At 67.6% G+C, this 25,896-nt stretch carries 21 protein-coding genes and 1 pseudogene; 10 read left to right on the plus strand and 12 right to left on the minus strand.

Annotated features, from left to right (window positions below; translation table 11 throughout):
- Positions 1–120: 120 nt before the first annotated feature.
- A complete protein-coding gene (locus ACX5I6_RS15620) occupies positions 121–1,044 on the plus strand; it encodes a sugar phosphate isomerase/epimerase family protein (RefSeq protein WP_461841061.1) in 924 nt (307 codons plus the stop codon).
- Entirely contained in the window at positions 1,041–2,729 is a 1,689-nt protein-coding gene (locus ACX5I6_RS15625; RefSeq protein WP_461841062.1) for an acyltransferase, read from the plus strand. The genes ACX5I6_RS15620 and ACX5I6_RS15625 overlap by 4 nt, the downstream gene beginning before the upstream one ends.
- A gap of 2 nt (positions 2,730–2,731) precedes the next feature.
- Here the strand turns inward: ACX5I6_RS15625 and ACX5I6_RS15630 are convergent, their stop codons facing one another.
- The gene (locus ACX5I6_RS15630) at positions 2,732–2,965 is read right to left on the minus strand and encodes a hypothetical protein (RefSeq protein WP_285245986.1); all 234 of its coding nucleotides are present in this window, start codon (positions 2,963–2,965) and stop codon (positions 2,732–2,734) included.
- Between the two features lie 164 nt (positions 2,966–3,129).
- Here ACX5I6_RS15630 and fdh point away from each other — a divergent pair, with 164 nt between their 5' ends.
- From fdh to nrfD, 3 genes are read left to right on the plus strand one after another with little or no spacing between them, the layout of a single operon-like run.
- A complete protein-coding gene (gene fdh / locus ACX5I6_RS15635) occupies positions 3,130–6,372 on the plus strand; it encodes a formate dehydrogenase (protein ID WP_461841063.1) in 3,243 nt (1,080 codons plus the stop codon).
- Positions 6,369–7,196, plus strand: a complete 828-nt coding sequence (locus tag ACX5I6_RS15640) for a 4Fe-4S dicluster domain-containing protein (RefSeq protein WP_461841064.1) — start codon at positions 6,369–6,371, stop codon at positions 7,194–7,196. Before fdh ends, ACX5I6_RS15640 begins: the two co-directional genes overlap by 4 nt.
- Positions 7,193–8,137 (plus strand): NrfD/PsrC family molybdoenzyme membrane anchor subunit, encoded by a 945-nt coding sequence (nrfD, locus tag ACX5I6_RS15645; RefSeq protein ID WP_461841065.1) that lies wholly within the window; start codon positions 7,193–7,195, stop codon positions 8,135–8,137. The genes ACX5I6_RS15640 and nrfD overlap by 4 nt, the downstream gene beginning before the upstream one ends.
- 56 nt (positions 8,138–8,193) lie before the next feature.
- Here the strand turns inward: nrfD and ACX5I6_RS15650 are convergent, their stop codons facing one another.
- The 5 genes and pseudogenes from ACX5I6_RS15650 to ACX5I6_RS15670 form a co-directional block, all read right to left on the minus strand.
- The gene (locus ACX5I6_RS15650; protein WP_461841066.1) at positions 8,194–10,194 is read right to left on the minus strand and encodes a vWA domain-containing protein; all 2,001 of its coding nucleotides are present in this window, start codon (positions 10,192–10,194) and stop codon (positions 8,194–8,196) included.
- A gap of 14 nt (positions 10,195–10,208) precedes the next feature.
- Positions 10,209–11,598, minus strand: a pseudogene (locus ACX5I6_RS15655) (sigma 54-interacting transcriptional regulator).
- Positions 11,599–11,687: 89 nt separating this feature from the next.
- Positions 11,688–12,419: an SGNH/GDSL hydrolase family protein gene (locus ACX5I6_RS15660; protein WP_461841067.1), complete on the minus strand. Its 732-nt coding sequence runs from the start codon at positions 12,417–12,419 to the stop codon at positions 11,688–11,690.
- Between the two features lie 236 nt (positions 12,420–12,655).
- Complete coding sequence (locus ACX5I6_RS15665; RefSeq protein WP_461841068.1) at positions 12,656–13,702, minus strand: NAD(P)-dependent alcohol dehydrogenase; 1,047 nt, start codon at positions 13,700–13,702, stop codon at positions 12,656–12,658.
- Between the two features lie 44 nt (positions 13,703–13,746).
- Entirely contained in the window at positions 13,747–14,487 is a 741-nt protein-coding gene (locus ACX5I6_RS15670; RefSeq protein WP_461841069.1) for an SDR family NAD(P)-dependent oxidoreductase, read from the minus strand.
- A 140-nt stretch (positions 14,488–14,627) separates the two neighbouring features.
- On the opposite strand from ACX5I6_RS15670, the gene ACX5I6_RS15675 reads away from it, so the two are divergent.
- The gene (locus ACX5I6_RS15675; RefSeq protein ID WP_461841070.1) at positions 14,628–15,245 is read left to right on the plus strand and encodes a TetR/AcrR family transcriptional regulator; all 618 of its coding nucleotides are present in this window, start codon (positions 14,628–14,630) and stop codon (positions 15,243–15,245) included.
- Positions 15,246–15,257: 12 nt separating this feature from the next.
- On the opposite strand, the gene ACX5I6_RS15680 is transcribed toward ACX5I6_RS15675, so the two are convergent.
- Positions 15,258–16,082 (minus strand): DUF1206 domain-containing protein, encoded by an 825-nt coding sequence (locus ACX5I6_RS15680; protein WP_461841071.1) that lies wholly within the window; start codon positions 16,080–16,082, stop codon positions 15,258–15,260.
- Between the two features lie 154 nt (positions 16,083–16,236).
- Entirely contained in the window at positions 16,237–17,289 is a 1,053-nt protein-coding gene (locus tag ACX5I6_RS15685) for a serine hydrolase domain-containing protein (protein WP_461841072.1), read from the minus strand.
- Positions 17,290–17,499: 210 nt separating this feature from the next.
- On the opposite strand from ACX5I6_RS15685, the gene ACX5I6_RS15690 reads away from it, so the two are divergent.
- Together ACX5I6_RS15690 and ACX5I6_RS15695 are read left to right on the plus strand one after the other, a co-directional pair.
- Positions 17,500–19,032: a S8 family serine peptidase gene (locus ACX5I6_RS15690; protein ID WP_461841073.1), complete on the plus strand. Its 1,533-nt coding sequence runs from the start codon at positions 17,500–17,502 to the stop codon at positions 19,030–19,032.
- 23 nt (positions 19,033–19,055) lie between these two features.
- Positions 19,056–20,339, plus strand: a complete 1,284-nt coding sequence (locus tag ACX5I6_RS15695) for a serine/threonine protein kinase (RefSeq protein ID WP_461841074.1) — start codon at positions 19,056–19,058, stop codon at positions 20,337–20,339.
- Positions 20,340–20,375: 36 nt separating this feature from the next.
- Here ACX5I6_RS15695 and ACX5I6_RS15700 read toward each other — a convergent pair whose 3' ends face one another.
- Together ACX5I6_RS15700 and ACX5I6_RS15705 are read right to left on the minus strand one after the other, a co-directional pair.
- Positions 20,376–21,458, minus strand: coding sequence for a DUF1648 domain-containing protein (locus tag ACX5I6_RS15700; RefSeq protein ID WP_461841075.1), 1,083 nt, complete (start codon positions 21,456–21,458; stop codon positions 20,376–20,378).
- On the minus strand, positions 21,455–21,850 hold the full coding sequence (locus tag ACX5I6_RS15705; RefSeq protein ID WP_461841076.1) for a GntR family transcriptional regulator: 396 nt from the start codon (positions 21,848–21,850) through the stop codon (positions 21,455–21,457). The genes ACX5I6_RS15700 and ACX5I6_RS15705 overlap by 4 nt, the downstream gene beginning before the upstream one ends.
- Positions 21,851–22,161: 311 nt before the next feature.
- On the opposite strand from ACX5I6_RS15705, the gene ACX5I6_RS15710 reads away from it, so the two are divergent.
- On the plus strand, positions 22,162–23,595 hold the full coding sequence (locus ACX5I6_RS15710; protein WP_461841077.1) for a flotillin family protein: 1,434 nt from the start codon (positions 22,162–22,164) through the stop codon (positions 23,593–23,595).
- 9 nt (positions 23,596–23,604) lie between these two features.
- The gene (locus tag ACX5I6_RS15715; RefSeq protein WP_461841078.1) at positions 23,605–23,847 is read left to right on the plus strand and encodes a hypothetical protein; all 243 of its coding nucleotides are present in this window, start codon (positions 23,605–23,607) and stop codon (positions 23,845–23,847) included.
- Positions 23,848–23,870: 23 nt separating this feature from the next.
- Here the strand turns inward: ACX5I6_RS15715 and ACX5I6_RS15720 are convergent, their stop codons facing one another.
- Complete coding sequence (locus ACX5I6_RS15720; protein WP_461841079.1) at positions 23,871–24,902, minus strand: aldo/keto reductase; 1,032 nt, start codon at positions 24,900–24,902, stop codon at positions 23,871–23,873.
- Positions 24,903–24,916: 14 nt separating this feature from the next.
- Positions 24,917–25,810, minus strand: coding sequence for an SMP-30/gluconolactonase/LRE family protein (locus ACX5I6_RS15725; RefSeq protein WP_461841080.1), 894 nt, complete (start codon positions 25,808–25,810; stop codon positions 24,917–24,919).
- Between the last annotated feature and the right edge of the window lie 86 nt (positions 25,811–25,896).

A 25,896-nucleotide genomic window follows, 5' to 3' on the forward strand; every position in this document is an offset into this window, starting at 1 on the left:
CCCGGACCACCCGGGACCCGGTGACCGAGTGTGATCGAATGGCCGACGGCCGTTGACCCCGGCGGGCCCGGTGCGCCAGGGTTGAAACGTTATTAGCGTTGCGACCAGCCAGGAAGACCAATGCACCACCCACAGGAGCTCCAGCCAACACTGACGGTGTCAACCCTGGGGGCGCCCGGCGAAAGCCTGGACACGGTCCTGTCCTGGCTGACGGGGCACGGCGCCCGGGGAGTGGAGCTGCGGCTTGGCATCGGCGAAATCGCCGGCCCGGCCATGACCCGGCGCGAACGCTCCGAACTCCGGTCCAGAATCGAAGGTGCCGGCCTGGCCGTCACCGGGGTGGCCAGCTACATCAGGGTCGCGGAACCGGTTGCCGATGAACTGGTGGTGGGAGCGCTCGAAGCGGCGCTGATCCTGGCCCATGATCTCGGCGCACCGACTGTCCGGGTGTTCCCGGGAGCCCCCGTCCACCCCTGCGGATACGACCGGGTTCCCGACACTATCCAAGCCAGGGAGGAAGCCAACGCTCTTGCAGCCGGCCGGCTCACCGCCGTCGCACGCCTGGCCCGGGATCTGGGAACGTACCCGGCGCTTGAAACGCACGATTCACACCCCCGCGGCAGCGACATTGCCGCGATCTTGGACATGGTCGATGGGCCTGCGGGCGCCGTCTGGGACCTCATGCATCCGTGGCGGGTGGGCGAGACCCTCGACGAAACATGGCAGGCCCTGCACCCCTGGCTCACCGGCGGAGCGGGCAGCGTCCAGGTCAAGGACGCCCGGTTGCCCGCCAGCAGGACTCCGGCCCTCGTCGGCACGGGCACCCTCCCGGTCGACGCCTTTGCCGGACTGCTCCGGGACGCCGGCTACGCTGGTCCCGTCTGCCTGGAGTGGGAGAAGGCGTGGCACCCCGAAGCACCGCCACTGGACGAGGCACTCGGATCCACCGTGCGGTGGTTCCGGCGGCACTGGCCCGCCCGGTCCGGAGCCGACGCCGCTCCGCCGCACCATTCCGGCCCCATCCTTCCCATGGAGACATCATGATCGCCAGCCCTGACCTGAACTTCGACTACTCCCCCTGGACCTTCTGGGCAACGGCATCAGAGGCACAACGGGACGCCCAGCTCGAACGCCAGCACCTGCTCACCGGCCGCGGGGGCGTAACCATTGGGGAGAAGTCCTACATCTCGGCCCTGGCCATGGTGGACCCGGACACCCTCGCGATGGGCAGCGAATCCCTGGTGGCAGCCCACGCCTACCTCACCGGAACCCTGGACATCGGGAACAACTGCACCGTCAACGCCTTCACCGTGGTGCGCGGATCGGTCAGCATGGGCGATGGCGTCCGCATCGGCGCCCACACCTCCATCCTCGGCTTCAATCACTCGATGGACCCATCCGAGCCCGTGTTCAGGCAACCGCTCACCAGTAAGGGCATCGTCCTGGGCGACGACGTCTGGATTGGCTCCAACGTGGTGGTGCTCGACGGCGTCACGGTGGGTTCCCACGCGGTCCTGGCAGCCGGCGCCGTGGTCACCAAGGACGTCCCGGAGTGGGCCGTCGTGGGCGGCAATCCAGCCCGGATGATCCGTGACCGCAGGGCCCGGCCGGCGTCCAGGGGTGCCGGGGACGGCATCCGGGGGAGGCTGGCGCGGTTCGCTGACGCCGCGCGGGATGACGCGCCGGCCATCCTGGCCCGGTCCTGGGACCCGGCGGCGGGAGGCAGCGGCGGCGGCCCGCGGGGCCGCTACGTGGACCACCCCGGGAGCCCGGCCACCGTCAGGGCACACTGTGACGCCATCGAAATCGCGGATCTCCTCCTGCACGGCGTCCCGGGCCAACTCAGCCGCGAGGAACACGCCGGACGCCTCGAGTCACTCCAGGACCCTGTGACCGGACTGGTTCCCGAATACGGTCCGGACGGCCTCACCCACTCCGCCGGCCTCCGCTTCGGATCCGGCCCGGAAACCTACTACGTCCTCGCTGCCGGGTATGCGCTCGGCCTGCTGGGCAGGAAGTTCAAGCACCCCGTCCATGTGGTCGCGGATACCGGCCCGGACGATCTGGCGGCCCGGCTGACCCAGCTCCCCTGGCAGACGGAAGCCTGGGAATCCGGAGCCTGGGTGGACGCCTGGGGAACCGCCGAGTACTGGAACCTGGCCAGGGAACCGGCAGGACAACACGTATCCCTTGACGCACTGTTCGGCTGGCTCCTGACACACGTCAACCGATCGTCCGGTACGTGGGGCACCCCGCAGGACGAAACCCGGCTCAAGGTGGTCAATGGGTACTACCGCCTGACACGCGGAACCTTCGCCCAGTTCGGCCTTCCGGTCCCGCACCCCGAAAGGCTGGTGGATACCGTCCTGGGACACGCCGCCGATCCGAGGTATTTCAGCACCGGCCGGCAAAACGCCTGCAACGTGCTCGACGTCGTCCATCCCCTCTGGCTGGCCCGCAAGCAAACCACGCACCGCGGCCAGGACGCCCGGGACTGGGCCGCCGCGCAACTCGACCAGGCCCTCTCCCGGTGGCAGTCCGGCGCCGGAATGGCTTTCAGCGCGTCGCCCGAAAACAGCAGGGACAATACGCCCGGCCTGCAGGGGACCGAAATGTGGCTCAGTATCATCTGGTACCTCGCCGATCTTCTGGGCCACTCCGAAGCACTCGGCTACCGGCCACGAGGCGTTCACCGGCCCGAACCCGCGCTGCTGCTGCCCACCCTCTAGGTTCAGCCTGTCGTGGGCTCTTCGCCGTTGGCGACAGCCTCGATCCAATCCACGGCCCCATCAGTAAGTTGGGGACCGTCAGCTGATTCGCCAGCCCACCATTCAGGATCGGTCGAGCCGCCGGTGACGGCCATGATGTCCGTGATGACAAGCGGCGGCAAGGGTTCACCGTTGTGCTCAATGAGCCACGTCCGTGTTTCATCACGTACCAGCGGCCACCAGGCGGGTATCTTCATGAACGCAGTATCGCACCGACGCCGGCGCGTGCCTACGCTCATCTGCGGGCGCGATTTCGCTTCCCCAAGCCGGTGCAGAAATGCTAAGCCCCTGTTAGCATTTTCCTCACGTGCATGTGACCCGTGCCACAAGCATGTCGATTCGACGACCAAAGGGGTGCCCCATGGTGAATCCGCTGCAATGGCCAGTGCTGCGCCAGCTGCTCGAGAACGACCCCACGGGCAGGCATCATGCCGTGAAATCACCCGCCACCGAGAAGCTCACGCCCCGGATCGCCACCGCAGACCACGTGGTCCCTTCGGTGTGCCCCTACTGTGCGGTCGGATGCGCCCAGCGGGTCTACGTCAAGGACGGGAACGTCATCCAGATCGAGGGCAATCCGGACTCCCCCATCAGCCGGGGCCGGTTGTGTCCCAAAGGCTCTGCCTCGCTGCAGCTGACCACCGGGGACTCCCGCGAAAAGTACGTCTTGTACCGGCGGCCCCACGGAACCGACTGGGAGCGGCTCGACCTTGAAACAGCCATGGACATGGTGGCCCAACGCGTGGTGGACACCCGCCGGAAGACCTGGGAATGGGAATCCGGGGGCCTCCGCACCCGCCGCAGCATGGGTATCGCCAGCTTGGGCGGCGCCACCCTGGACAACGAAGAAAACTACCTCATCAAGAAGCTGTTCACCTCCCTGGGGATCGTCCAGGTGGAGAACCAGGCCCGGGTCTGCCACAGCTCCACGGTGGCCGGGCTGGGCACGAGCTTCGGACGTGGCGGTTCCACCACCTATCTCCAGGACCTCCAACGCGCCGACTGCATCCTGATCCAGGGATCGAACTTCGCCGAAGCCCACCCCGTCGGATTCCAATGGGTCATGGAAGCCAAGGAACGCGGGGCCAAAATCATCCACGTGGATCCCCGGTTCTCCCGCACCAGCGCCATGGCCGATACGTTTGTTCCAATCCGCGCCGGGACGGACATCGCCTTCCTGGGCGGCCTGATCAACTGGGTCATTGGCCACGATGCGTACTTCCACGAATACGTCGTCAACTACACCAACGCCGCTACCATCCTCAGCAAGGATTTTCGCGACACCGAAGACCTTGACGGCCTCTTCTCCGGATTCAACCCGGACGATTCCTCCTATGAAACCGAAAGCTGGCAGTACGAGGGCGGCTTCGCGGCTGCGTCCTCCGGTGAACGGGACGCGGACGAGCAGGAAGGCAGCAGGCTGGGTGAATCCTCGCACGCCCAGTCCCATGGTTCCGGCGGGCCCGGCGTGACCGGGAAGTGGCACCGCGACGAGAGCTTGCAGGATCCCCGCTGCGTGTTCCAGGTCCTGCGCCGGCACTACTCGCGCTACACCCCGGAGCTGGTGGAAGAGGTGTGCGGGGTGCCGCAGGCCTTGTTCGAGGAGGTGGCAGAGGCGCTCACCAGCAACTCGGGCCGGGACAGGACCACGGCCTTCGCCTACGCCGTGGGCTGGACGCAGCACACCACGGGGACCCAGTACATCCGGGCCGCGTCGGTCCTGCAGCTCCTGCTGGGCAACATCGGCCGCCCCGGCGGCGGGATCATGGCCCTCCGCGGGCACGCCAGCATCCAGGGCTCCAGCGACATCCCCACCCTCTTCGACCTGCTGCCCGGCTACCTGCCCATGCCGCACGCCAAGCAGCACCTGGACCTGGCCGGATACGTCGAGGCAGACTCCGCCAAACAGGGCTTCTGGGCCAACATGTCCGCCTACACCGTGAGCCTGCTCAAGGCCTGGTGGGGGGACGCGGCCACGGCAAGCAACGACTACTGCTTCGACTACCTTCCCCGGATCACCGGCAGCCACAGCACCTACGACACCGTCATGGCGCAGTTGGAAGGAATCTGCAAGGGCTATTTCCTCATGGGCGAGAACCCCGCCGTCGGATCCGCCAACACCCATCTGCAGCGCGCCGGGATGGCCAACCTCGACTGGCTCGTGGTCCGCGATTTCTCCCTGATCGAAAGCGCCACCTGGTGGAAGGACGGACCGGAAATCGCCACCGGGCAAATGCGCACGGAGGATATCGGTACTGAAGTCTTCTTCTTCCCGGCCGCAGCCCACACGGAAAAGGCCGGCAGCTTCACCAACACCAACCGCCTGGTCCAGTGGCGCGAGCAGGCCGTGGAGCCTGACGCCGAGCGCCGCAGCGACCTCTGGTTCATCTGGCACCTGGGCAACCGCATCCGGAAACTGCTCGCGGACTCGAGCGACGACGTCGACCGTCCCATCCTGGACCTGACGTGGGACTACCCCACCGTCGGCACCCAGGATGAACCGGACGCGGACGCTGTTTTCGCCGAGATCAACGGCCGCGGCGCCGACGGCAGCCCGCTCTCCGCCTACACCCAGCTCAAGGACGACGGCTCCACCTCATGCGGGTGCTGGATCTACTGTGGCTGCCGCGCCGACGGCATCAACCAGGCGGCCCGGCGGAAACCCCACACCGAGCAGAGTATTTCGAGCCGCGAGTGGGGCTGGGCCTGGCCGGCCAACCGGAGGGAACTGTACAACCGGGCCTCCGCCGATCCGGAGGGACGGCCGTGGAGCGAGCGGAAGAAGCTCATTTGGTGGGACGCGGACGCCGGGAGATGGACCGGCGACGACGTCCCCGACTGCGAGCCCACCAAACCACCCTCCTACCGTCCAAGCGAGGACGCCACGGGCACCGACGCCCTTTCCGGCATCGACCCGTTCATCATGCAGTCCGACGGAAAGGGCTGGCTCTTCACCCCCGCAGGCCTGACCGACGGGCCGCTCCCCACACACTATGAGCCGCAGGAATCCCCCTTCGACAATGCCCTCTACGGGCAGAACCGGAACCCGGTCCGGAAGCTCCTCAAACATGACGGCAACCGGTACCAACCCAGTGGCCGAGAACCGGGGGCGGAGGTGTATCCGTTCGTGCTGACCACCTACCGGCTGACGGAGCATTTCACCGCCGGGGCCATGACCCGTTGGCTGCCCTACCTTGCCGAGCTGCAGCCCGAGTCGTTCTGCGAAGTGTCGCCGGAACTGGCGGCCGAGCGCGGATTGACCAACAACGGCTGGGCCACCTTGGTCTCGGCCCGCGGAGCCATCGAGGCCAGGGTCCTGGTGACCGGCCGGATGAAACCGCTCACCGTGCAGGGGCGGACCGTGCACCAGATCGGGATGCCTTACCACTGGGGCCCCAACGGGCTCAGCCGCGGCGATGCGATGAACGAGCTCTCATCCATCGCCATGGACCCGAACGTCCACATCCAGGAAGTCAAGGCATTGACGGTTGACATCCGTCCCGGGCGGAGGCCGCAAGGACCGGCCTTGCCGTCCGTGGTAGCGGAATACCGTCAGCGGGCAGGCATCGATGAGCACACCGGCCAGGAAGGAATCAAGGCATGAGCGTCACCCAGTTGGGAATGCCCGCCATCGGAGCACCCGGTGAAGCACGCAAGGGCTTCTTCACGGACACCAGCCTCTGTATCGGCTGCAAGGCCTGTGAGGTGGCCTGCAAGGAGTGGAACTCGCTGCCGGCGGAAAGGCCGTTGCAGCTCACCGGTGAGTCCTTTGACAACACTTCCCGGCTCAGCGCGGACACCTGGCGGCACGTGGCCTTCATCGAGAAGAAGGTTCCGGCTCCGGCGGCTGGCGGGACCGAGGGCATCAAGTGGCTGATGTCCTCGGACGTCTGCAAGCATTGCACCAACGCCGCCTGCCTGGATGTGTGCCCCACCGGTGCGTTGTTTCGTACCGAGCATGGCACGGTGGTGGTCCAGCAGGACATTTGCAACGGCTGTGGGTACTGCGTTTCGGCGTGCCCGTACGGCGTGATCGACCAGCGGCCCGACGACGGCCGCGTCTTCAAGTGCACCATGTGCTACGACCGCCTGGGTGTCGGCGAAGAGCCGGCCTGCGCCAAGGCGTGCCCCACCCAGTCCATCCAGTACGGCGAGCTTGATGAGCTCCGGGAACGGGCCGACGCCCGGGTCGCGGAGCTCCACGAGCGGGGTGTGGACGAGGCCAGGCTGTACGGCAGGGACCCCGACGGCGGGGTGGGCGGTGACGGGGCCCTCTTCCTGCTGCTGGATGAACCCGAAACCTACGGGCTGCCGCCGGACCCGGTGGTGACCACCCGGGACCTGCCTGCCATGTGGCGGCGGGCCGCGGGTGCTGCGGCCGGGCTCCTGGCGGGGGCCGCCGTCGTCTTCTGGGGAGCCCGGAAGTGAGCCGCCGCCGCGAGCGTGAGGAATTCACCTCATACTATGGCCGGCCCATCCTCAAGGAACCCACATGGGAGGCGGCGGACATCGCGGGGTACATTTTTGCCGGCGGCGTGGCTGCGGCCTCCTCCATGCTGGCGGCCGGCGCGCAGTACACCGGGCGGCCCGCACTGGAACGCGGGGCCAAGCTCACGGCGCTGACCGCGATCTCGGTGTCCGCAGCGGCGCTGGTGCACGACCTGGGCCGGCCGGAACGGTTCCTCAACATGTTGCGGGTGGCCAAACCCACCTCGCCCATGAGCATGGGTTCGTGGATCCTTTCCGTGTACGGCCCGCTCGCCGGTGCGAGTGCGGCCGCCAACATCACGGGACTGTTCCCGGCGGCCGGGCGGGCCTGCGGCCTCGGCGCAGCTGTCAGCGGTTCCGCGGTGGCCACGTACACGGCGGTGCTGCTGGCTGACACCGCGGTTCCCACCTGGCATGACGCCCACGAAATCCTGCCGTTCGTGTTTGCCGGTTCGGCCGCAGCTGCAGGCGGCGGCATCGCGGCCGCCCTGGCGCCCGTCCCGGAGGCCGGTCCTGCGCGGCGCATGGCAGTGGGGGGTGCGCTGCTGGAAACGGTGGCGAGCCTGCGGATGGAACGCAGCGGCCACCTGAGCACGGAGACACTGCGGGAGGGCCGGAGCGGTACGTTGATGCGCCTGTCCAAGGCCTTCAGCATCGGCGGCGCCGTGGGGCTGGCCGTAGGCGGTCACGGGTCGCGCACTGTCAGCGTCGTGGGTGGCCTCGCCGTGGCTGCGGGGTCGGCCTTGCTGCGGTTCGGTGTCTTCGAGGCCGGAAAAGCGTCGACGCGCGACCCCAAGTATGTGGTGGTCCCCCAGCGGGAGCGCCTCAAGGCTGCCGAAGCCGCCAGGAGGGAAGCGGCCGGCATCGAAGCAGCAGCCTGAGCCGGACGGACGGAAGCCGCATCCCGGGCCGGGACGCTGCGGAGCGCCCGGCCCGGTCAGAACCAGTCGCCGTCGGCGTAGGCGCTGCGTACGTGCGCCCGGAGGTATTCCCCCACCACGGCCGCGCCCAGGTCACCGACGTCAGGAGCCACCACGCGGCCGTCCACCCGGCGTGCCAGGCGCTGGATGAAGCGCTCCAGCCCGGGATCGTTCCCAAGCCGGAAGAACGTGGTCTGCGTCCCCGCCCTTCCCAACCGGTCCAGCTCTGCAACGGTGGCCCGGATGGTTTCCGCGTCCGGCGGCCAGTTGAACCAGGAGTCTCCGTCCGGCAACAGGTGGGCGGTCGGTTCCCCGTCCGTCACCACCAGGAGCACCGGCTGCATTGAGGGGTGGCGGCGGAAGAAGCGGCCGGCCAGCAGCAGCCCGTGGTGGAGGTTGGTGCCCTGTTCCCGCAGGGCCGGCAGGGCCGTCAGTTCCGCGATGTCCATGGACTGGGCGTAGCGGCCGAAGGTCACCAGCTGCAGCCGGTCACCGCGGAACCGGGTGGACACCAAGTGGTGCAGGGCCAGCGCCGTGCGCTTCATCGGGACCCACCGCCCCTCCGCGGCCATGGAAAAGGAGACGTCCACCAGCAACGCGACGGCGGCCTGGGTCCGGGCCTCGGTTTCGGTTACCTCGATGTCCCCGACGGCGAGGCGCAGTCCGCGGGCCGGATCGCCGCCGTCGGCCATGGTGCGGCGGATGGCGTTGGTCAAGGTGCGCGTCACGTCCCAGGGCTCGGCGTCGCCGAACTCCCACTGGCGGCTGGAGCCGGACTGTTCACCGGCGGCCCCTGCCGTCCGGGTATCCCTGTTTCCCTGCCGCCCGGACAGCTGTTTGGCGGTGTCGCGCAGCAGCGACCTGCCGAGCCGGCGCATGGCCTGCGGCGAGAGCCGGAGGTCGCCGTCGGCGCCGCGGCGCAGGTAGCCGCCCTCCTGCATAGCCCGCTCGATTTCGGCAAGCGTGCGGGCGCTGACGGCCGCACCCTCACCAAGTTGCCGGGCCAGCGCGTCGAGGTCAAGGTCATCAAGCCGGGATCCGTTGTAGGACTGGGACAGCTGCTCGGAGAGCTCGTCCAGTTCCGCGATGTCCTGCAGGACGCCGGTTCCGTCGCCCAGGCCGAGTCCTTCCTGCCCCTCGAACCGTTCCGAGCCGCTCCAGTCCTCCCCTGGACGCAGTGCCTGCAAGGAGGCGTCGAGCTCGCTGAGCTGGGCCATCAGTTCCGGCGAGCCGAATGCCTGGGCGGACAATTGCATCAGTTCGGCGCGCTGTTCGGCGGACATGGACTGCAGGAGCCGCTGGGCGGCGGCGGCACGTTGCGCCAGGGCATCCACGAGTTCTTCCACTGATTGCGGGTCCTCGGGGAAGAACTGGCCGTGCTTGGCCATGAACTCCTGGAAATCGGCCTCGGTGTCTTCGCCGCGGCGGTGCTTTGCCAGCAGCCCGTTGAGGTCCCGGAGCATGGCATTGACGGCCTCGCGGTCCTCATCGGTGGCGTTCTCCAGCGCCTGTTTCATCCCGACGAACCGCTGTTCCAGGACCTCCCGGCCCAGCAGGTCCTTGATCCGGTCGTAGGCTTCCTTGGCGGTTCCGGATTGCCAGTCGTAGGAGGCGAGCTCGTTGACCGCTGCGGCGGTCGAGGCCGGCAGGTTCTGCAGCTGCATCTCCCGGAAATCGCGTTCGGTGTTGTCCATCATGGCGTCCCGGGCCAACTGCTTGCGTTCCTCCAGCACGGCGGTATCCAGGAGCCTTTTGACTTCCTCCAGCGTGCCGTCCAGCCGGTGCCTGCTGAGCAGGTCCCGCCGCCGCTCCTGCACGCGGCGGGCAAGGTCGTCCAGGCCTTCGCGGTTCCGTCCACCGCGCCGCAGGAACTCCTGCAGGGCATGCCGCGGCGAATAGCCTGCCATCACGTCCTCGGCGACGGCGTCGAGGACTTCCGCCAGGTCCACCGGCGGAGCCAGCGGGTCCGGGCCGCCGGTGTACCGGCCGTACCTGGCGGACCGTTTGTGGATGGCCATGCTGCCTCCCGTGCTTAGCCGTAGATGGTTTCCTCGTCGCCGGACTCCTTGGAGATCCGCCGGCCCAGGTAGAGCCCTTCCAAGGCCAGTTCGACGGCGGCAGCCCGCTGTCCGTCGTTCGTCGCACCCAGGCGGCGGCCGATTTCGTCGTAGAGGCCGGAGCCATTCAGGGACGGGAGGTTGCCGAGGAACTCCTGTGCCGTGACTTGCTCACCGGTGGTGACGGTCCGGTGGCCGTCCAGGGCCGATACAAGCGGTCCCATGTCGAGGCCTTGGAAGTGGGCCCTGACGGCCTCTGCGGTGGCGGTGCGGAGGAGGTGGTCGAGGATGCCCTGTTCGCGGCCTTCCTCACCCGATTCGAACTCGATCTTGCCGGTCAGGACTTCCACGGCCGGTTCGAGGTCGATGATCCGGGCCACGGCGTGGTCCTCCCCTCGGAGCCGGGCCCGGCGGAGCGCCGCCGCGGCCACGGTTTCGGCACCGGCGATCGCGAACCTGGCCGAAACTCCGGAGGTCTGGTTGATGGCCGGGGACTCGCGCAGCGCCCGGGTGTAACGGGCAAGGATCTCCAGGATGAAGGGCGGGACGTCAGCCACCAGCCGGCCCTCCTGCCGGATGACGGAGACCTCGTCCTCGAGTTCGATCGGGTAGTGGGTCCGGATCTCGGCACCGAAGCGGTCCTTCAGCGGGGTGATGATCCGGCCGCGGTTGGTGTAGTCCTCGGGGTTGGCGGAGGCCACAACAAGCACGTCCAGGGGCAGCCGCAGTACGTACCCGCGGATCTGGATGTCACGTTCCTCCATCACGTTCAGCATGGACACCTGGATGCGTTCGGCCAGGTCCGGGAAGCTCGTTGATGGCGATAATGCCGCGGTTGGAGCGCGGAATAAGCCCGTAGTGGATGGTTTCCGGATCCCCGAGCCTTCGGCCCTCGGCCACGCGCATGGGATCAACGTCGCCGACGAGGTCCGCCACGGACGTGTCCGGCGTCGCGAGCTTCTCGACGTACCGTTCGGACCGGTGCCGCCAGCCGATCCTCAACCGGTCCCCCTCGGCGCGGACGCGGGCCATGGACTGTTCGGTGATCGGCTGGTAGGGATGTTCGTTCAGTTCCGAGTCCTCAATCACCGGAGACCATTCGTCCAGCAGCCCGGCCAAGGTGCGGAGCAGGCGCGTTTTGCCCTGTCCGCGTTCTCCCAGCAGGACCAGGTCGTGGCCGGCGATCAGGGCACGTTCGAGCTGGGGCAGGACGGTCCGGCTGAACCCGTAGAGGCCAGGCCACGGGTCACGTCCTGATGCCAGGGCGGCGAGGAGATTGTCGCGGATTTCGTGCCTCAGGTCCTTGAGGACATGGCCCGCTGCTCGGAGTTCACCAACGGTGTAGATTTCGGGGCGGTCAGTCACCCCTCTACCGTAATCCCCACCCTGAAGGTAATCGATAGATTCCTCCAGATTCCTGGGCCGGCAAGGCGCCCGCCGGCAGGAGCGGCATATCACTGGGGTTCGGGGCGTCCTTGCACGGCCGCCGCGGCAGCCGGCGCCGCCTGCTCAAGGTAGGCGCCGATGTGTTCCAGGAGGTAGTGCTGGCCGGCCACGGTGGGGTGGTCGCCGTCGGGGCCGATCAAGTCGTTGAAGTCGCCGCTGATCCAGCCCTCGGCGATGGGGTCCACGAATTCACCACCGGCCCGGGCCGTGGCGGCTTTGAGCTGGCTGCTGATCTCCAGGAGCCCGGGGTCCGGGTCCGAAGAGTACGACGGCGGTCCCACCACAATGATTTTGGCTTCCGGGGCGAGCGTCTCGGCCCGGTCCATCGCAGCCAGCGCGGCGTCGCCAACTTCATCGGACGCGTAGCCGAGGTCGTTTTCCGAGCCGAAGAACACCACAATGCCGGTATTTGAGTTGACCAGGTCTTCAACCTGGGTGCCAAACGTTCCGTCAAAATCGCCGGGGCTGACGTATCCGCTGCCGTCTTCTGCTGCGTTGACCACTTCCAGGCCGGCGCCTACGGGGTCGTTGCGCATCAGGGCCGGCCAGGCTTCCTGCGGCGAGGTGCCGTGGCCGGTGCTAAGGGAGTCCCCCACCACTACCACCCGGACCGGGGCCTCCCCCGTGGCCGGTGGCTGGGTTTGCGCCGCGCTGCCTGACGTAACGGCCAGCAGGACGCCGAATGTGCCGGCAGCAACGAGCCTGGCCGGGTGCCCGCGCAGCGGCACGTTGTGTTGCATGGGTGCCGCCTCCTGCCTGGAATCTGGCGGCGGCTATGTCGCCGGCCGCCACCTAATTGTCGTTTGTCCGTGTCCCATCGTAGGCATTCAGTGAGGATACTGTAGTGCCGGCGGGGCCAATGCGACAGATCGCACAGCAACTCCACAGGCAATTCACACCTTCTGCAACGGTTGCCGCCGGGCGGCCGGTCCCGTCCGGCGGGCCTTGCCGGCTGCCCGGGACCGGCCCCGGGTGGTCATCCTTGGTGCGGAACAACCACCGCACGGGCGCTCAGTTTCCCCTCCGCCAGCCGACGGTAGGCGTCCAGGCCGTCGTCAAGGGAAAAGGTCTCGATCTCCGGCACGATCTGGCCCGCCCGGTACATGTCCACCACCTCGTGGAGCTCCTCGATGGTGCCCCAGTAGGTGTTCGTGATGGTGGATTCGTAGGGCGTGTTGAAGAACGTCCATTCGTGGACTCCGCCGGCGATGCCCACCACGGTCAGCCGCCCGCCCTGGGCCATGGACCCGGTGGCGGTGGCGATCGTGGGGGTGACGCCCACGAAGTCGAAGGCCGCGTCCACGCCGCGGCCGCCGGTAAGCTCACGGATTCTGGCTACCTGGTCCGGGCCGCCGGGCACAGTGACGGCCCCAGCCGCTTCAGCTTTGGCCATGGCCTCCGGCTTCATGTCGGTGGCAATGATGGTGGCGCCCGTGAGTGCCGTGAGGATCTGGACTGCGATCTGCCCCAGCCCGCCGAGTCCCACCACCAGCGCAAAGCGGCCTCCGCCGTTCAGGTGCGGAAGGGCAGTCTTGATGGCGTGGTACGGCGTCAGTGCGGCGTCGGCCAGTGGTGCCGCGGCGATCGGATCCGCGGCACCGAGAGGGATGAGGTTGCGGACCGGGACGGTGACGTATTCGGCCATTCCGCCGTCGCGTCCCAGCCCGATGCCCAAGTAGGGGTTGGTCGCCGCATTCTCGCAGTAGGTGTCCTGGCCGCGGGAGCATGCCTTGCAGTGCCCGCAGCCGATGGGCCCGTACACCAGGTAGGCGTCGCCGAGGTTGATGCCGTCGACGCCGGGCCCGACCTCTTCAACCCACCCGGAGTTTTCGTGGCCGAGGATGAAGCCTTTTGACATGTTTCCGGGCACTTCGGCCGTGAAATCCTCGAAGATGCTCACATCCGAGTGGCAGGCACCGGCGCCGGCCACCTTGAGCAGGACCTCGCCGGGCCCCGGAACGGGCCGGGCTACTTCCTGAAGCTCGGGAAACTGCTTCCATTCGTTGAATACTATGGCGCGCATGCTGCTGCCCTCTTCTTTCTGTTGTATTGTGGTGGGTTTCTGGTTCAGCGGGCGGTGTAGCCGCCGTCGACCACGAGTTCGGAGCCGGTCATGAACGCGGCGTCGTCGCTGGCGGCGAACAGGATGACCGCCGCCACATCCTCGGGGCGGCCCAGCCGTGCCATGGGAGTGGTTTCGGTGAGGAGTTTGCGGTCGGTGTCGCCCAGGATGGGCGTGTCGATAAAGCCGGGGTGGACGGAGTTGACGCGGACACCTTCCGTGGCCCAGCCGAGGGCAGTGTTCTTGGTCAGTGTCCGGACCGCACCCTTGGCGGCCGCATAGGCCGGGGACGTCCCGAATCCACCCACGATGCCGAACATGGAGGACACGTTCACCACGGCGCCGTTGCCGGAATCCTTCAGGGCCGACGCGGCCGCCTTCTCGCCGAGGAAGACGCTGGTCTGCGTGACGGCTACCACCTTGTTGTAGGTTTCCACGCTGGTTGCTTCGATCGCTTCGTTGTCGCCAATCCCGGCGTTGTTCACCAGGACGTCAAGCCGGCCGAATTCGTTGAGGGCGTGGGCGACAACCCCGGCCCAGCCCGACTCGCTGGTGACGTCGAGGTGGAAGGCGCGCGCGCGGCCGCCGGCCTGCTGGATCCCGGCGGCGACCTCCGCGGCGGCTCCGTCCTGGATGTCCGCGACGATCACGGCTCCGCCTTCGGCGGCAAACCTCTCGGCCGTGGCCCGGCCGATGCCGCTGGCGGCCCCCGTGATGATGCCGACTCGTCCGTCAAAGCGGGACATGGTGCTTCCTTTCAACCGTGGGCCGAAGGTACAGTGGCCCAATCGACTTATCCAACAAGTGTTGGATAGTTAGAACGCTACGCCCGCCGCTGCGGTTTATCCACCGCCGGCGGCCAAGATCACCAGGGAGTGTGACCGGCATGACAAAAGGACCGGAAGGGGGCGCGGTGGTACCGGCTGCCCGCGATCCTCGCGCGGCCAGGAGCCGTGCCAGGCTGGCCGCCGCCATCCTGGAGCTGGCAGCGGAGCACGACGCCGGGACGCTGGGGGCCGCGCAGGTCGCCGCTGCCGCGGGCGTCAACAGGTCGACGTTCTACCAGCACGCGGCATCCCCCGCCGCCTTGCTGCGCCAGGTCCTCTCCGCCGAACTGGATGCCCTGCGGGACGAGCACCTCGCTGTGTCCGGCGGCGACATCGGCCCCGCCGTCGCCGCCGTAACCGCCGGCGTGATCCGGCACGTGGATGCCCACCGCCGGATCTACCGCCACGGCCTGGCCACCGAGCCGGGAACGGCGGGGTTGCACGGCATGCTCGGCGCCCATTTCGAGGGTTCGGTCCGCCTGCTGATCGAACGCCGGGCCATCGCCGTTCCGGCACCGGGCGGCCGCGACGTCCCGCCGCCCATGGTGGCGCGGTTCATTGCCTACGGCGTGGTGGGGGCACTGGAGTCACGCCTCCTGGAGGATCAGCCCCGGCCGGCGGAGGAATTCCTGGCGGACCTGGGGCAACTGCTTCCGGACTGGTGGCCCATCGGCTGACAAGACCGCTCCCTAGAACTTGCCGTACCGGGCCCGCGCCATGGAGTACACGCCGTAGCAGATGAGGCCGGCGGCGATGGCCGCGAGCAGGAACACGCCGTAGGGCTGTGAACCCAGTGCCTTCAGGCCGCCATCCAGTCCCGAAGACTTGGACGGATCGGCGGTCGCAGCCGCCACGATGATCAGGACACCAACGACGGTGAGGACCACTCCCTTGGCGATGTAGCCCACGGTGCCGAGCCACTCGACAGCGGTGCGGGCGTTTCCGGGATCCTGCAGGTCTTCCATGAACTTTCGGGTGAAGCCCCGGTACGCGTAGTAAACGCCGGCGGCAACGATCGCCAAGCCGACAACGACCAGCAGCACCACTCCAGCGGGCGCAGCCATGAGCTGAGCCGTGAAGTCACTGGCCGACTGGCTGGAACTCTTGGAACCGCCCGTCGCGAACACGGCGAACGTGAAGGCCAGGAAACCGAACACCACGACCTTTCCCGCAGCGGATCCTGCCTCTTTCAGCTTTTTCTTCGAATCACTTTCGGAACGCGCACCGAACACGGCTTCGCCGACCATCCACAGAGCGAGGGCCGCGCAGGCAACCGCCCCTGCCCACAGGAGGATTCCGCCGCCGGGTTTTGAGGCAAGGGATCCAATCGCCCCGGACTGGTCCGCTTCCCCGCCCTGGCCCCGGTCCAGCTGCAGGGCGATCACGCCGATCAGCACGTGGACCAGGCCGATGAACACGAAACCGGCACGGGCCAGAATGCGTAACGCCGGGCTGCGGCTGGCCGATGCCGCTTCCGAAACTGCCCGGTTAGCTCCCTGCGACGCGTTGCCCATGGTCCGCCCTTCCAGCTATGTACTTGATCCTCTGTTCCCACGCCAGTTTTCCCCGGCCGCAGCGTGTCGCGGGATGCTTCAGTGTAGATCCGCGGGGAACATCCCGACAGGCCTCCGGTGTGGCCTGATGCGCGGCTGACCGGCGCGTTTGTCCTCAGTGTGCAGGCTGGCAGAGCCTGTCCAGGGCCTCGTTGAGGGTGGACTCGATCTGGCCGTTGAGGAGGTCCCGGCGGCCGGTGCTGGCGGGGTCTTCAACCTCACCGGGCAGGGGCGGCGCCGTGACCGTCATTGCGGCTTGGTACCGCCCGTCGTCGCTGCTCACGGCAACGGTCTGGAAGTCCCGGAACGAGCCCTTGCCTTCCTGCCTCATGGCGGGTGAACACTGGTCCGCGAAGCGCCACAGTCCCAGCCCGAAGCGGCCAAAGCCGGGGCTGGTTTTCATCTCCTTCAGCGAGGACGAAGAAACGGCACGGCCTTGGAGGAGGGCGGCCATGAAAAGGTTCAGGTCCGCCACCGTTGACACCACCCCGGATGCCGGGGAGCCGGCGACGGACGCGTCGCCAGTGGTGTCGATGCGCTCGCCGTGAAGGGTGGCGTAGCCGTGGAGGACGTTCGGTGCCCGCGGGTCCGGCCGGTCCAGGGTGCTGTCCTTCAGTCCCAATGGGGAGAACACCTGCTCCAGCATGACCTGCTCGAATGGCTTATGGCGCAAGGCCTCCACCACGAGGCCCAGGGCCACATAGTCGGTGGTGGAGTATTTGAACAGGCCGACGTCGGAGGCCGGCCACGGGAGCGTCCCGGCCGCCTGCACCTGCTGCCTGAGGTCCAGGGCCCGCGACAGGGCCGGGCGGAAGTCGACGTCGCGGGGCAGCGCCGCGGCGGCGTCCGGCATCCCGGACGTGTGGCTCAGCAGTTGGCGCACAGTCAGCGGTCCGGGCGGCCGCAGCACGCCCGCGAGTTCCGGGACGGCGTCGAGGACCGGCTCGTCAAGGCCGATGAGGTGGTCATCCACGAGCCGAAGTACCGCAACGGCGGTCATGGCCTGGGTAACGCCGGCAACCTCCACCCTGTCCGTGGGCTGCGCCGGCTTCAGGGAGTCGAGGTCGCGCACGCCAAACGCCTGCGACCATTCGCCGCCAGGCCAGCGGACCTGGACAACGGCCGAGACGGCGCCTTGGTCCAGGAACAGCTGGATCTGCTGGATCATAGGCTCCAAAGCAGGCGGAAAGGTACCGGGCGGAAGGGGGTCGTCCGTGTAGGTGCAGCCGGAGACGGAGAGGGCCACCGCGAGCGCCGCCCGCCTCACGATGCGGTTTTTCGAGCCCACACCTCATGGTAGGGCGGCCCGCGCCTTATTGACATGCCGGGGCCGCTGCCCATAATTGGTGGCAGCACTTCAGTGAGACCGGAGAATGGCATGACGCGTTTGGTGAGCTCACTGCTGAGGCCCCGCAACAATTCAGAGCAGCGCGGACACGACCTTCTGGTCCACACCGACGGTAACCAGCGCCAGGCCGTCCTGGTGGAACTGCAGGTGGGGCACGGGACATTGGCCACATCCGCGGGGGCCAAGTTCGCCACGCTCTTCAACCTCACTTTTTCATCGGTTGCGGATCCGCCTTCCCCGCCGCTGCAGGTCTCAACCCTGTACCTCCAGTGCCGGCTCCGGCCCGACGAGCTCACAGACCTCCTGGCCGCGGATGCGGTACACGGCGTTGCGGAGCGCACCATCTACCGTGTGTGGCCCGATTACATCGTGCGCCCGCACATCGACAGGTCGGCCGCCACGGTCCAGGCTGATGCCGCCCTGCGCACGTTCGGGGCCTCGGGCCGCGGATGCGTATGGGCCGTCATCGACTCGGGCATCGACGGCACGCACCCGCATTTCCTTCCCGTCCAGGCGGGCAAAGCGGACAACCTGCATGACCCGCGAGTGGCTGATCTCCACCGCGACTTCACGGTTTTGGTCACCGGCCCGGATGCCGACGGTTCGGCTCCCAAAGACGCAGGAGACGTCCGCTCAGCCAAGGACCTGGTCCCGCAGGACCCGGCACCTGCCCTGGTGGACGACGTCGGACACGGGACACACGTGGCAGGGATCATCGCCGGCTCCGCTCCCCCGGCAGCCCTCATCATGATGAGCCGGTCCACGCCGGACGGGCTGCCGGAATGGATACCGCGGGACCTGGACCCCGGCCGGTCGCTGGCCGGCCTGGCCTCCGAGGCCCTGCTGGTGAGCCTGAAGGTCCTCAACAACCAGGAGCACACGCTGTCCAGCGCCGTCATCGCCGCACTGAACTACGTCAGGGCGGTCAACTCCTACGGCCGCAACATGGTGATCCACGGCGTCAACCTTTCGCTCGGCTGCGATTGGTATCCCGGTGACTTCGCCGCCGGCCAAAGCCCCCTGTGCCGGGAGATCGACCTGCTGGTGGGCTCCGGCGTCGTGGTGGTGGTCAGCGCAGGCAACGGTGGAGACGCCCGGGACGACAACGGCGACTTCTACGGCCGGCTCTCCACCATCACCGACCCGGGAAATGCGGCCAAGGCCATCACGGTCGGTTCAACGCACCGCGACCAGCCGCACGTCTTCGGGGTGTCCTATACCTCATCCAAGGGACCCACCCTTGACGGGCGCCTGAAGCCGGACCTTGTAGCCCCCGGCGAGCGCATCACGTCAGCAGCTGCCGGAAAGAACCGCAGCCAGGTCCCGGGCTTCAAGGACGCGCCCGCTCCCATGCCCTGCTATGTGGAGGACAGCGGAACCTCAATGGCTGCGCCGCACGTTTCAGGAGCCATCGCCGCTTTCCTCTCAGCACGGCCGGAATTCATCGGCAAGCCTGAGGTGGTCAAAGACCTGTTCATGCAGAATGCAAGCTCGCTGGGCCGGCACCCGTTCTTCCAAGGCAGCGGCCTGGTGGACCTGATGCGGGTCCTGAACTCGATCTAACCACCCACCAAGCAGGAGCAGCCATGACCGGTCGCATCGGGAACCTCGACTACTACGAGCTGGCATTCGCCGCCGATGGCAGCGCCGACCCTGGAAGCCCCTCGGACGGTGCTTCCCTGGCCGCCGCCGTTGCGGACGGCGGCATCCGTGACATCTTTGTCCTCTCCCACGGCTGGAACAGCGATGTCCAGTCAGCGCGCAGCCTCTACCAGTGGATGTTCGGCAATCTGTCCGACCAGCTGGGGCAGCAGGCGGACGGCTGCGCCGCCGTCGGAATCATCTGGCCCTCCCTGCTCTTTCCCGAGGACCAGGCAACCGCCGCGCCGGCAGCCGCGTCCACGGGGGCGGCACTGGCGGCGCACCTGGCCCCGTCGTTCCCCCGCAACGAGCAGGACCTCGGCGTGATCGGAGACCTGCTGGACCGGAAACCGGAAGAGCCGCAGGAACTCGAACGCTTCCATCACCTTGCGCGTGGCCTGGTCAGCTCCCCCGTGCCGCCGCCTGAATCCGAGGACTCGAACCTGCAGGCAGCGTTGTCAGCCACCACAGCGCCCCTCCTGACCCACGCCGCCGCACTCGCCGCCCCGTCGCAGCCGAGTGCGCAGGACATCGGGAACCCGTTCGGCATGCTGTGGAAAGGGGCGCGTGAGGTGCTGCGCGCGTTCAGCTATTACGAAATGAAGAACCGTGCCGGCGTCATCGGCAGCCAGGGATTGGGCCCGTACCTCGGTTCCCTCGCGGGACCCGGCGGCCAACCGCGCATCTACCTGATGGGGCACAGCTTTGGGGCCCGGCTGGTGGCCAACGCGCTCGCCGGGCTGCCGGCGTCCGCTGCCGGCCCTGCCAGCCCCGTCAAGCTGCTCTACCTCATCCAAGGAGCCTTCTCACACTTCAGTTTCGCGTCCCCGCTCCCCACCGACCCCGCACGGTCGGGCCTCCTGGCATCCTGTGCCGGCCGGGTGGACGGGCCGTTCATCGCCACCTTCAGCAAAGCCGACCGCGCGGTGGGGACCTGGTACCCGACAGCAAGCTTCCTCCAGCGCCAGGACAACGAGGACGTCCACGACTTCATGTACCGCTGGGAGGGCATGGGCCACGACGGCTACCAGCAGGCCGGCGCAACAACGGTCCCCCTGCGCCGGCCTGGTGAGTCCTACGGATTCAGCGCGGGCGGGTTCTACTGCCTTGACGCCAATGCGGTGATTTCCCAGGACCAGAACCCGTTTGCCGGCGCCCACAGCGATATCAGGCACCCGGAGGTGCTGTGGCCGGCCGTGGACGCCTTCACTGCCGCCGCCGGACGGTGACGCTGCCCGGCCCTGCGGGTCGGCGCCGGTGTCCGTTCACCCGCCAAAGCGCAGGATCACCACCAGGCTGATCAGGGCGAGTACCCCGGCAAGCAGCATCCCGGCCCTGGGGTTGCCGAAATTGAGGGTCCAGCCCAGGCCGAACCGGCGGGGCACCATGAGCGCGTGGTCCTCACGGTTGATGTACAGCAGTCCGCCGCGCCAGAACCTGTCGTCGTCCCGGTGGGTCAAGCCGGTTTCCCGAGGAGTCCCGCGGGGTTCGCGGTTGTGCCGCGCGAGGACCACCATGCAAAGTCCGACGCCGGCCAGCACCGGGACCACCACGGCCAGCGCAGCCCACGGAGTCCGGGTCCCGGTCCACATCAGCAGGGACGCCCCCATCATCCCCAGCGTGATCGTGCCGGCCAGGCCGAGCAAGGTCCGTGCCCCGAGCGAGGCGTACTCGCGGTGCCAGCGCGCCGAGGCATCCGGGTGTGCGGGGTCGAGGTCGGCCCGGCCGCGGAGGATGCCGGCTGCGATGGCGGACAGCAGCGCGGTGACGATCACCTGGACAATAACCAGGGAAAAGGCGGTTCCGATTGACTTCGGCGCCAGCCGGTCGGCCTGGCCGCCGGCACCGTAGTGCACGGCCAACTGACCGGGCATCGCCGGATACCGGATGATCCCGGTCACCGCGGTCGCCACCGTCACTATGGCCGGGAATGCCAGCCACAGCCAGGGGAACCTGGGCGGGTCCGACCGGAGACCGGTGTCGACGGCGACGCCCTGCCGAAGGCCGCCGTACCAGTTTCCGGCGGCCTTGGCGGCACGGATTTCCTGGTTGGCGAGAAAGAAGCAGCCGTACCAAGCGCCCAGGAGCAGCAGCACAGAAACGGGCAGCAGGAACGTTGCGCCCGTGACGGCGAACATGCCCACCCCGGCCACGGCGGTGACGACACCGCTGAGCAGCACCCTCCACCGGTAGTGCCTGGACTGCGCCACCACCACCGGATCATCAACGTGGCCGTCCGGCACCCGCACTCCAAACGGCACTGTGGGGCTGGTAATGGAGGGCAGTACCAGCGCCAGCAGGAGCACCAACGCCAAAAGAACTGAACTCAGGATGATCCCGACGGTCATGGCGAATCCTTGGTCTGCGGGGTGTGGAAGGAGGCGAGCATGGACTGGCAGGCGGCCATGACGTCGTCGGCCGGGACTCCCCTGGCAATGGCCTCAGCCAGCAGGGTTCGGGCCCGGGCCGTCCATTCCGCATGGAACACCGGGTCCGCAGCCGCCGCAGCCGCCACCACTGCCCCGGTCTTGCGGTTGAGCCTGATCAGGCCCTGCTGCCGCAGCAGGGCGTAGGCCTTATTGACCGTATGGAAGTTGATGCCGAAATCGGCCGCCAAGGCGCGTGTGGCAGGTAGCGGGCTGCCCTCAACCAGGGCGCCCTCGGCGATACCTTCCGTGATCCGGTCCCGCAGCTGCACGTAGAGCGGTACGTCGCTGGTGAGATCAAGCGTCAGAATCATGCTGCACCTCTTTATGCCATTTGTTATAGAACAAAGAAATCCCGGCGGCAAGAGGTCCGCGGCTTACGGGGCCCCGTGGCAATCCTGGCCCTTGGGCGGGTGCCCCCTCCGCCGTCGGCCGCTCCTGTTCTGTTGCCGCAGGCAAATATCAGCCCAGCTCTGGACTCTTGGGCGGGGCCCAATCAGACTGTCTACAACAGCTGGCCGGGCGCGCCGACGATGACGTGAATTTCGACGACGGGATACCGGACGGCTGCATTTGTTGGGGATTTACCGTGATGCCTGTTCCGCGGCATCGAAAGGACCTGGACATGCCGGATTTCACCGCATTCTTCCCGCTTATTGCCACCATTCTGGCGGTGCTTGTCGCCATCGGATTCATTTGGACAGCAACAAAACTGATGTGGAAGGTTGCCGAACCCAACGAAGCCCTGATCATTTCCGGGCTGACCCGCGGAACCCTCGAAACCCGGGCCGGAATGGACTTCAAGATTGTCACCGGCAAGGGCGCCCTGGTGCTGCCCGGACTCCAGACCGTGCGGACCCTCTCGCTCACGCTGAATGAAACCGAGCTCAAAGTTTCCTGCGTTACCTCCCAAGGCATCCAAGTGATCGTGGAAGGGGTTGTCATTTACAAAATCGGCGATGCCCCGCCTTTTATTGCCAATGCGGCCCGACGTTTCCTGGGCCAGCAACCAAAAATGGAAAGCCAGGTCTATAACGTTTTTGAAGGACACCTGCGCTCCATTATTGGCAGCATGACCATGGAGGAAATCATCCGCGAACGCGACAAGCTGGGTTCGCAGGTCCGCAGCGCCAGCGGCGTGGAGATGGAGAAACTGGGCCTGGTGGTGGATTCGCTGCAGATCAAGGACCTGCAGGACCCCACCGGCTACATCCAGAACATCGCCAAGCCGCACATCGCGCAGGTGAAGATGGAGGCCCGCATTGCCGAGGCCACCCGTAACCGCGAGGCTGCCGAGAAGGAAGCGGAGGCTGCCGCGCTGATTGCCGACGCGCAGAGCGTCTCGGCGATCAGGCAGTCAGTGGCCCAGGCGAACGCCGAACGCGCCAAGGCCAACGCTGCGCAAGCCGGCCCGCTGGCGGAGGCCACGGCCCGGCAGCAGGTGGTGGTCCAGGAAACCGAAGTTGCCAAGCTGGAGGCGGACCGGGAAGAGCAGAAACTGCAGACCACCATCCGGAAGCCTGCCGATGCCAAAGCGTATGCCAAGCGCACCGACGCGGAAGGCCAAAAGGCCGCCGACATCTCCGCCGCAGAGGCCCTGGCCCGGCGCACCGAGCTTGAGGCCACGGCCAATGCCCGCCGAACGGAACTTCAGGCGCAGGCCAACGCCAACGCCGCAGCTGCTGCCGCCGGAGCCACCAAAGTCACCGGTGAGGCCGAGGCCGCGGCCACCAAGGCCAAGGGTGACGCGGCAGCCTCGGCAATCAAGGCCAAGGCCCTGGCTGAGGCAGACGGCATCAAGGCCCGGGCCGAGGCTTTGGGAACCAACCAGGACGCCGTCATCTCGCAGCAGCTCGCCGAAAACATGCCCGCGATCGTCGCCGCAGCGGCCGAGCCCTTCTCCCACGTGGGCCAGATGACGGTCCTGAACGGCGGCGAGGGGGTCAACAAGATGCTGGGCGGGATCCTGGCACAGGTGGGTGACTATCTGCCGGCCCTCTCGTCCGCGCTCCGGAAGGGCGGCGAGGACAAGCGTGCGCCCAAGGCTCCGGGCGCGTAGGGACAGCCGATGCACAAAGAGGTGGACCGGAGCCTGACGGGAAAGATTGGGCGGGTGACGGGCCGCATCGGGCCGGGCACCATCGGCGAGGTCATGCTGCCGTACCTGGGCGGCATCATGGCGTTCCACGCCTACCCGTACGACAAGTCAAGCGGCTTCGCGGTGGGCGAGGAAGTGCTGGTGATCTACTACGACCCGCCGCAGACGGTGTACGTGGACCAACTGCCCGATGTGCTGAAGCACCCGACGTAAAGGCCCACGCACCGCCGCCGTTCCTAGCGGCCGCCCTCCATTTTGCGGCTGCGCTGCTCTTGTGCCATCGGCCCGTACGGGTACACACCCGTTTGCGGCCGGCTGGCCTCAGTCAGCAGGCTGACTTCTTCGCTGCTGAGCCGCAGGTCGGCAGCAGCCATGTTGTCGGCGAGCTGTTCGGTGGTACGGGCTCCCAGGATCACCGAGGTCACGGCCGGCCGGTCCGCCAACCAGGCCAAGGCCACCTGGGCGGGGCTTACCCCGTGGCCGGCAACGATGTTTTCGACGGCGTCAATGACCGCCCAGGTCCGGGGGTTGTCGTTGCGTGCCTTCCATGCCTCCATGCCGCGTTCGGGGTTCTCACCGAGACGGGTTGCGCCGGCCGGACGCTGGTCCCGCTTGTACTTGCCGGACAACCAGCCGCCGCCCAACGGGGACCACGGCAGCAGGCCAATCCCGGCGTCGAGGGCCGCGGGGACAATCTCGAACTCGATGTCCCGGACCAGCAGGCTGTACTGCGGCTGCAGGCTCACGGGCTCGCTCCAGCCCTGGTTGCGCGCCGTGTGGACGGCCTTGGTCAGCTGCCAGCCGAGGAAGTTGGAGAAACCGTAGTAGGCGATCTTGCCGCGGCTCACGGCGTCGTCGAGGAAGCGGAGGGTCTCTTCCAGCGGCGTGATGGGGTCCCACGCGTGCAGCTGGTAGAGGTCGATCTGGTCCACCCCCAGCCTGCGGAGGGAATCGTCCAGGGCGCGCGTCAGGCGCCGCCGCGAGGTTCCGACGTCGTTCGGTGCCGTTCCCATGGGGAAGCGTCCCTTGGTGGCGATGACCGCCGTGTCCCGCAGCGCGGGACGCTGGGCCAGCCAGCGGCCAATGATCTCCTCCGACGTGCCCGAACTGTAGACGTCGGCGGTGTCGATGAAGTTTCCGCCCGCGGCGAAGTAGCTGTCCAGGATGGCGTGCGAATCTTCCTCGGTGGCTTCCGCGCCGAACGTCATGGTTCCGAGCGCGTAGTTGGTCACGACGGTGCCGCTGTGGCCCAGGGTTCTGTACTGCATGGAGGTCCTCACGTTCAGGGGTGGGTTGATGGAATGTTCCGGCTGGCCGCATCGCGGGTGCTCGTGCGGATCCGGTACAGGCTGGTGGTCGCGGTGAGATAGAGGTCCCGGCCGTCCGGGCCGCCGAAGCACAGGTTGGAAACGGTCTCCGGGACGTCGATGGAAGCCAGCAGCTCGAAAGACGGTGAGTAGATCCTGACGGCGGGGCCTGCGGAGGTCCAGATCCTGCCCTCGACATCGACCCGGAGGCCGTCGGCAGCCTGCCCGTCGGGGAGTTCCACCACGACGCGGCCGGGCCCGCAGGCGGCGTCGCGAACGTCGTAGGCCACGATCCTCAGCGGCACCCCGTGGCTGGATCCGGCGGTGTCCGCCACGTAAAGGACGGCCTCATCCGGGGAGAACGCCAGCCCGTTGGGGTGCACGAGGCCGGTGATCACTGCGTCAAGGTTTCCGGACGCCGGGTCGAGCCGAAACACATAGCAGCCTCCGTATTCCTGCTCGCCCTCGTGCCCTTCCCTGGTGCCGGGGAGGATGCCGTAGGGCGGGTCGGTGAACCAGATGGACGCGTCGCGGGCAATGACCACGTCGTTGGGCGAGTTCAGCCGGCGGCCCCGGAAGGAATCGACCAGGCCGGCCACGGTGCCGTCCCTGTCCCGTTCCACCCGGCGGCGGCCGTGGCTGCACTGCACCACGCTGCCGTCGTGGTCGAGCGTGCGCCCATTGGTGAATTCGACGTTCCGGGCGTAGTCGCGGACATCGCCGGTGGCGGGGTCGAATTCCAGGATGCGGTTGTTGGGAATGTCGCTCCAGCGCACAGTCTGCGTCGAGGGCACCCAAACGGGCCCTTCAGCCCAGACGGTTCCCGTATATAGGCACTCCAAGGCGCCCGTCGTCAGTCCATCAGCCATCGGCGCACCTTCGCATAGGCACCACGATAGCCGCACGGCCGGACGCGGCGCCTGTCCCGCGCCGAGGCCGTGGATCAGGCCGGGAA

Source organism: Arthrobacter sp. MMS24-T111 (assembly GCF_054888995.1).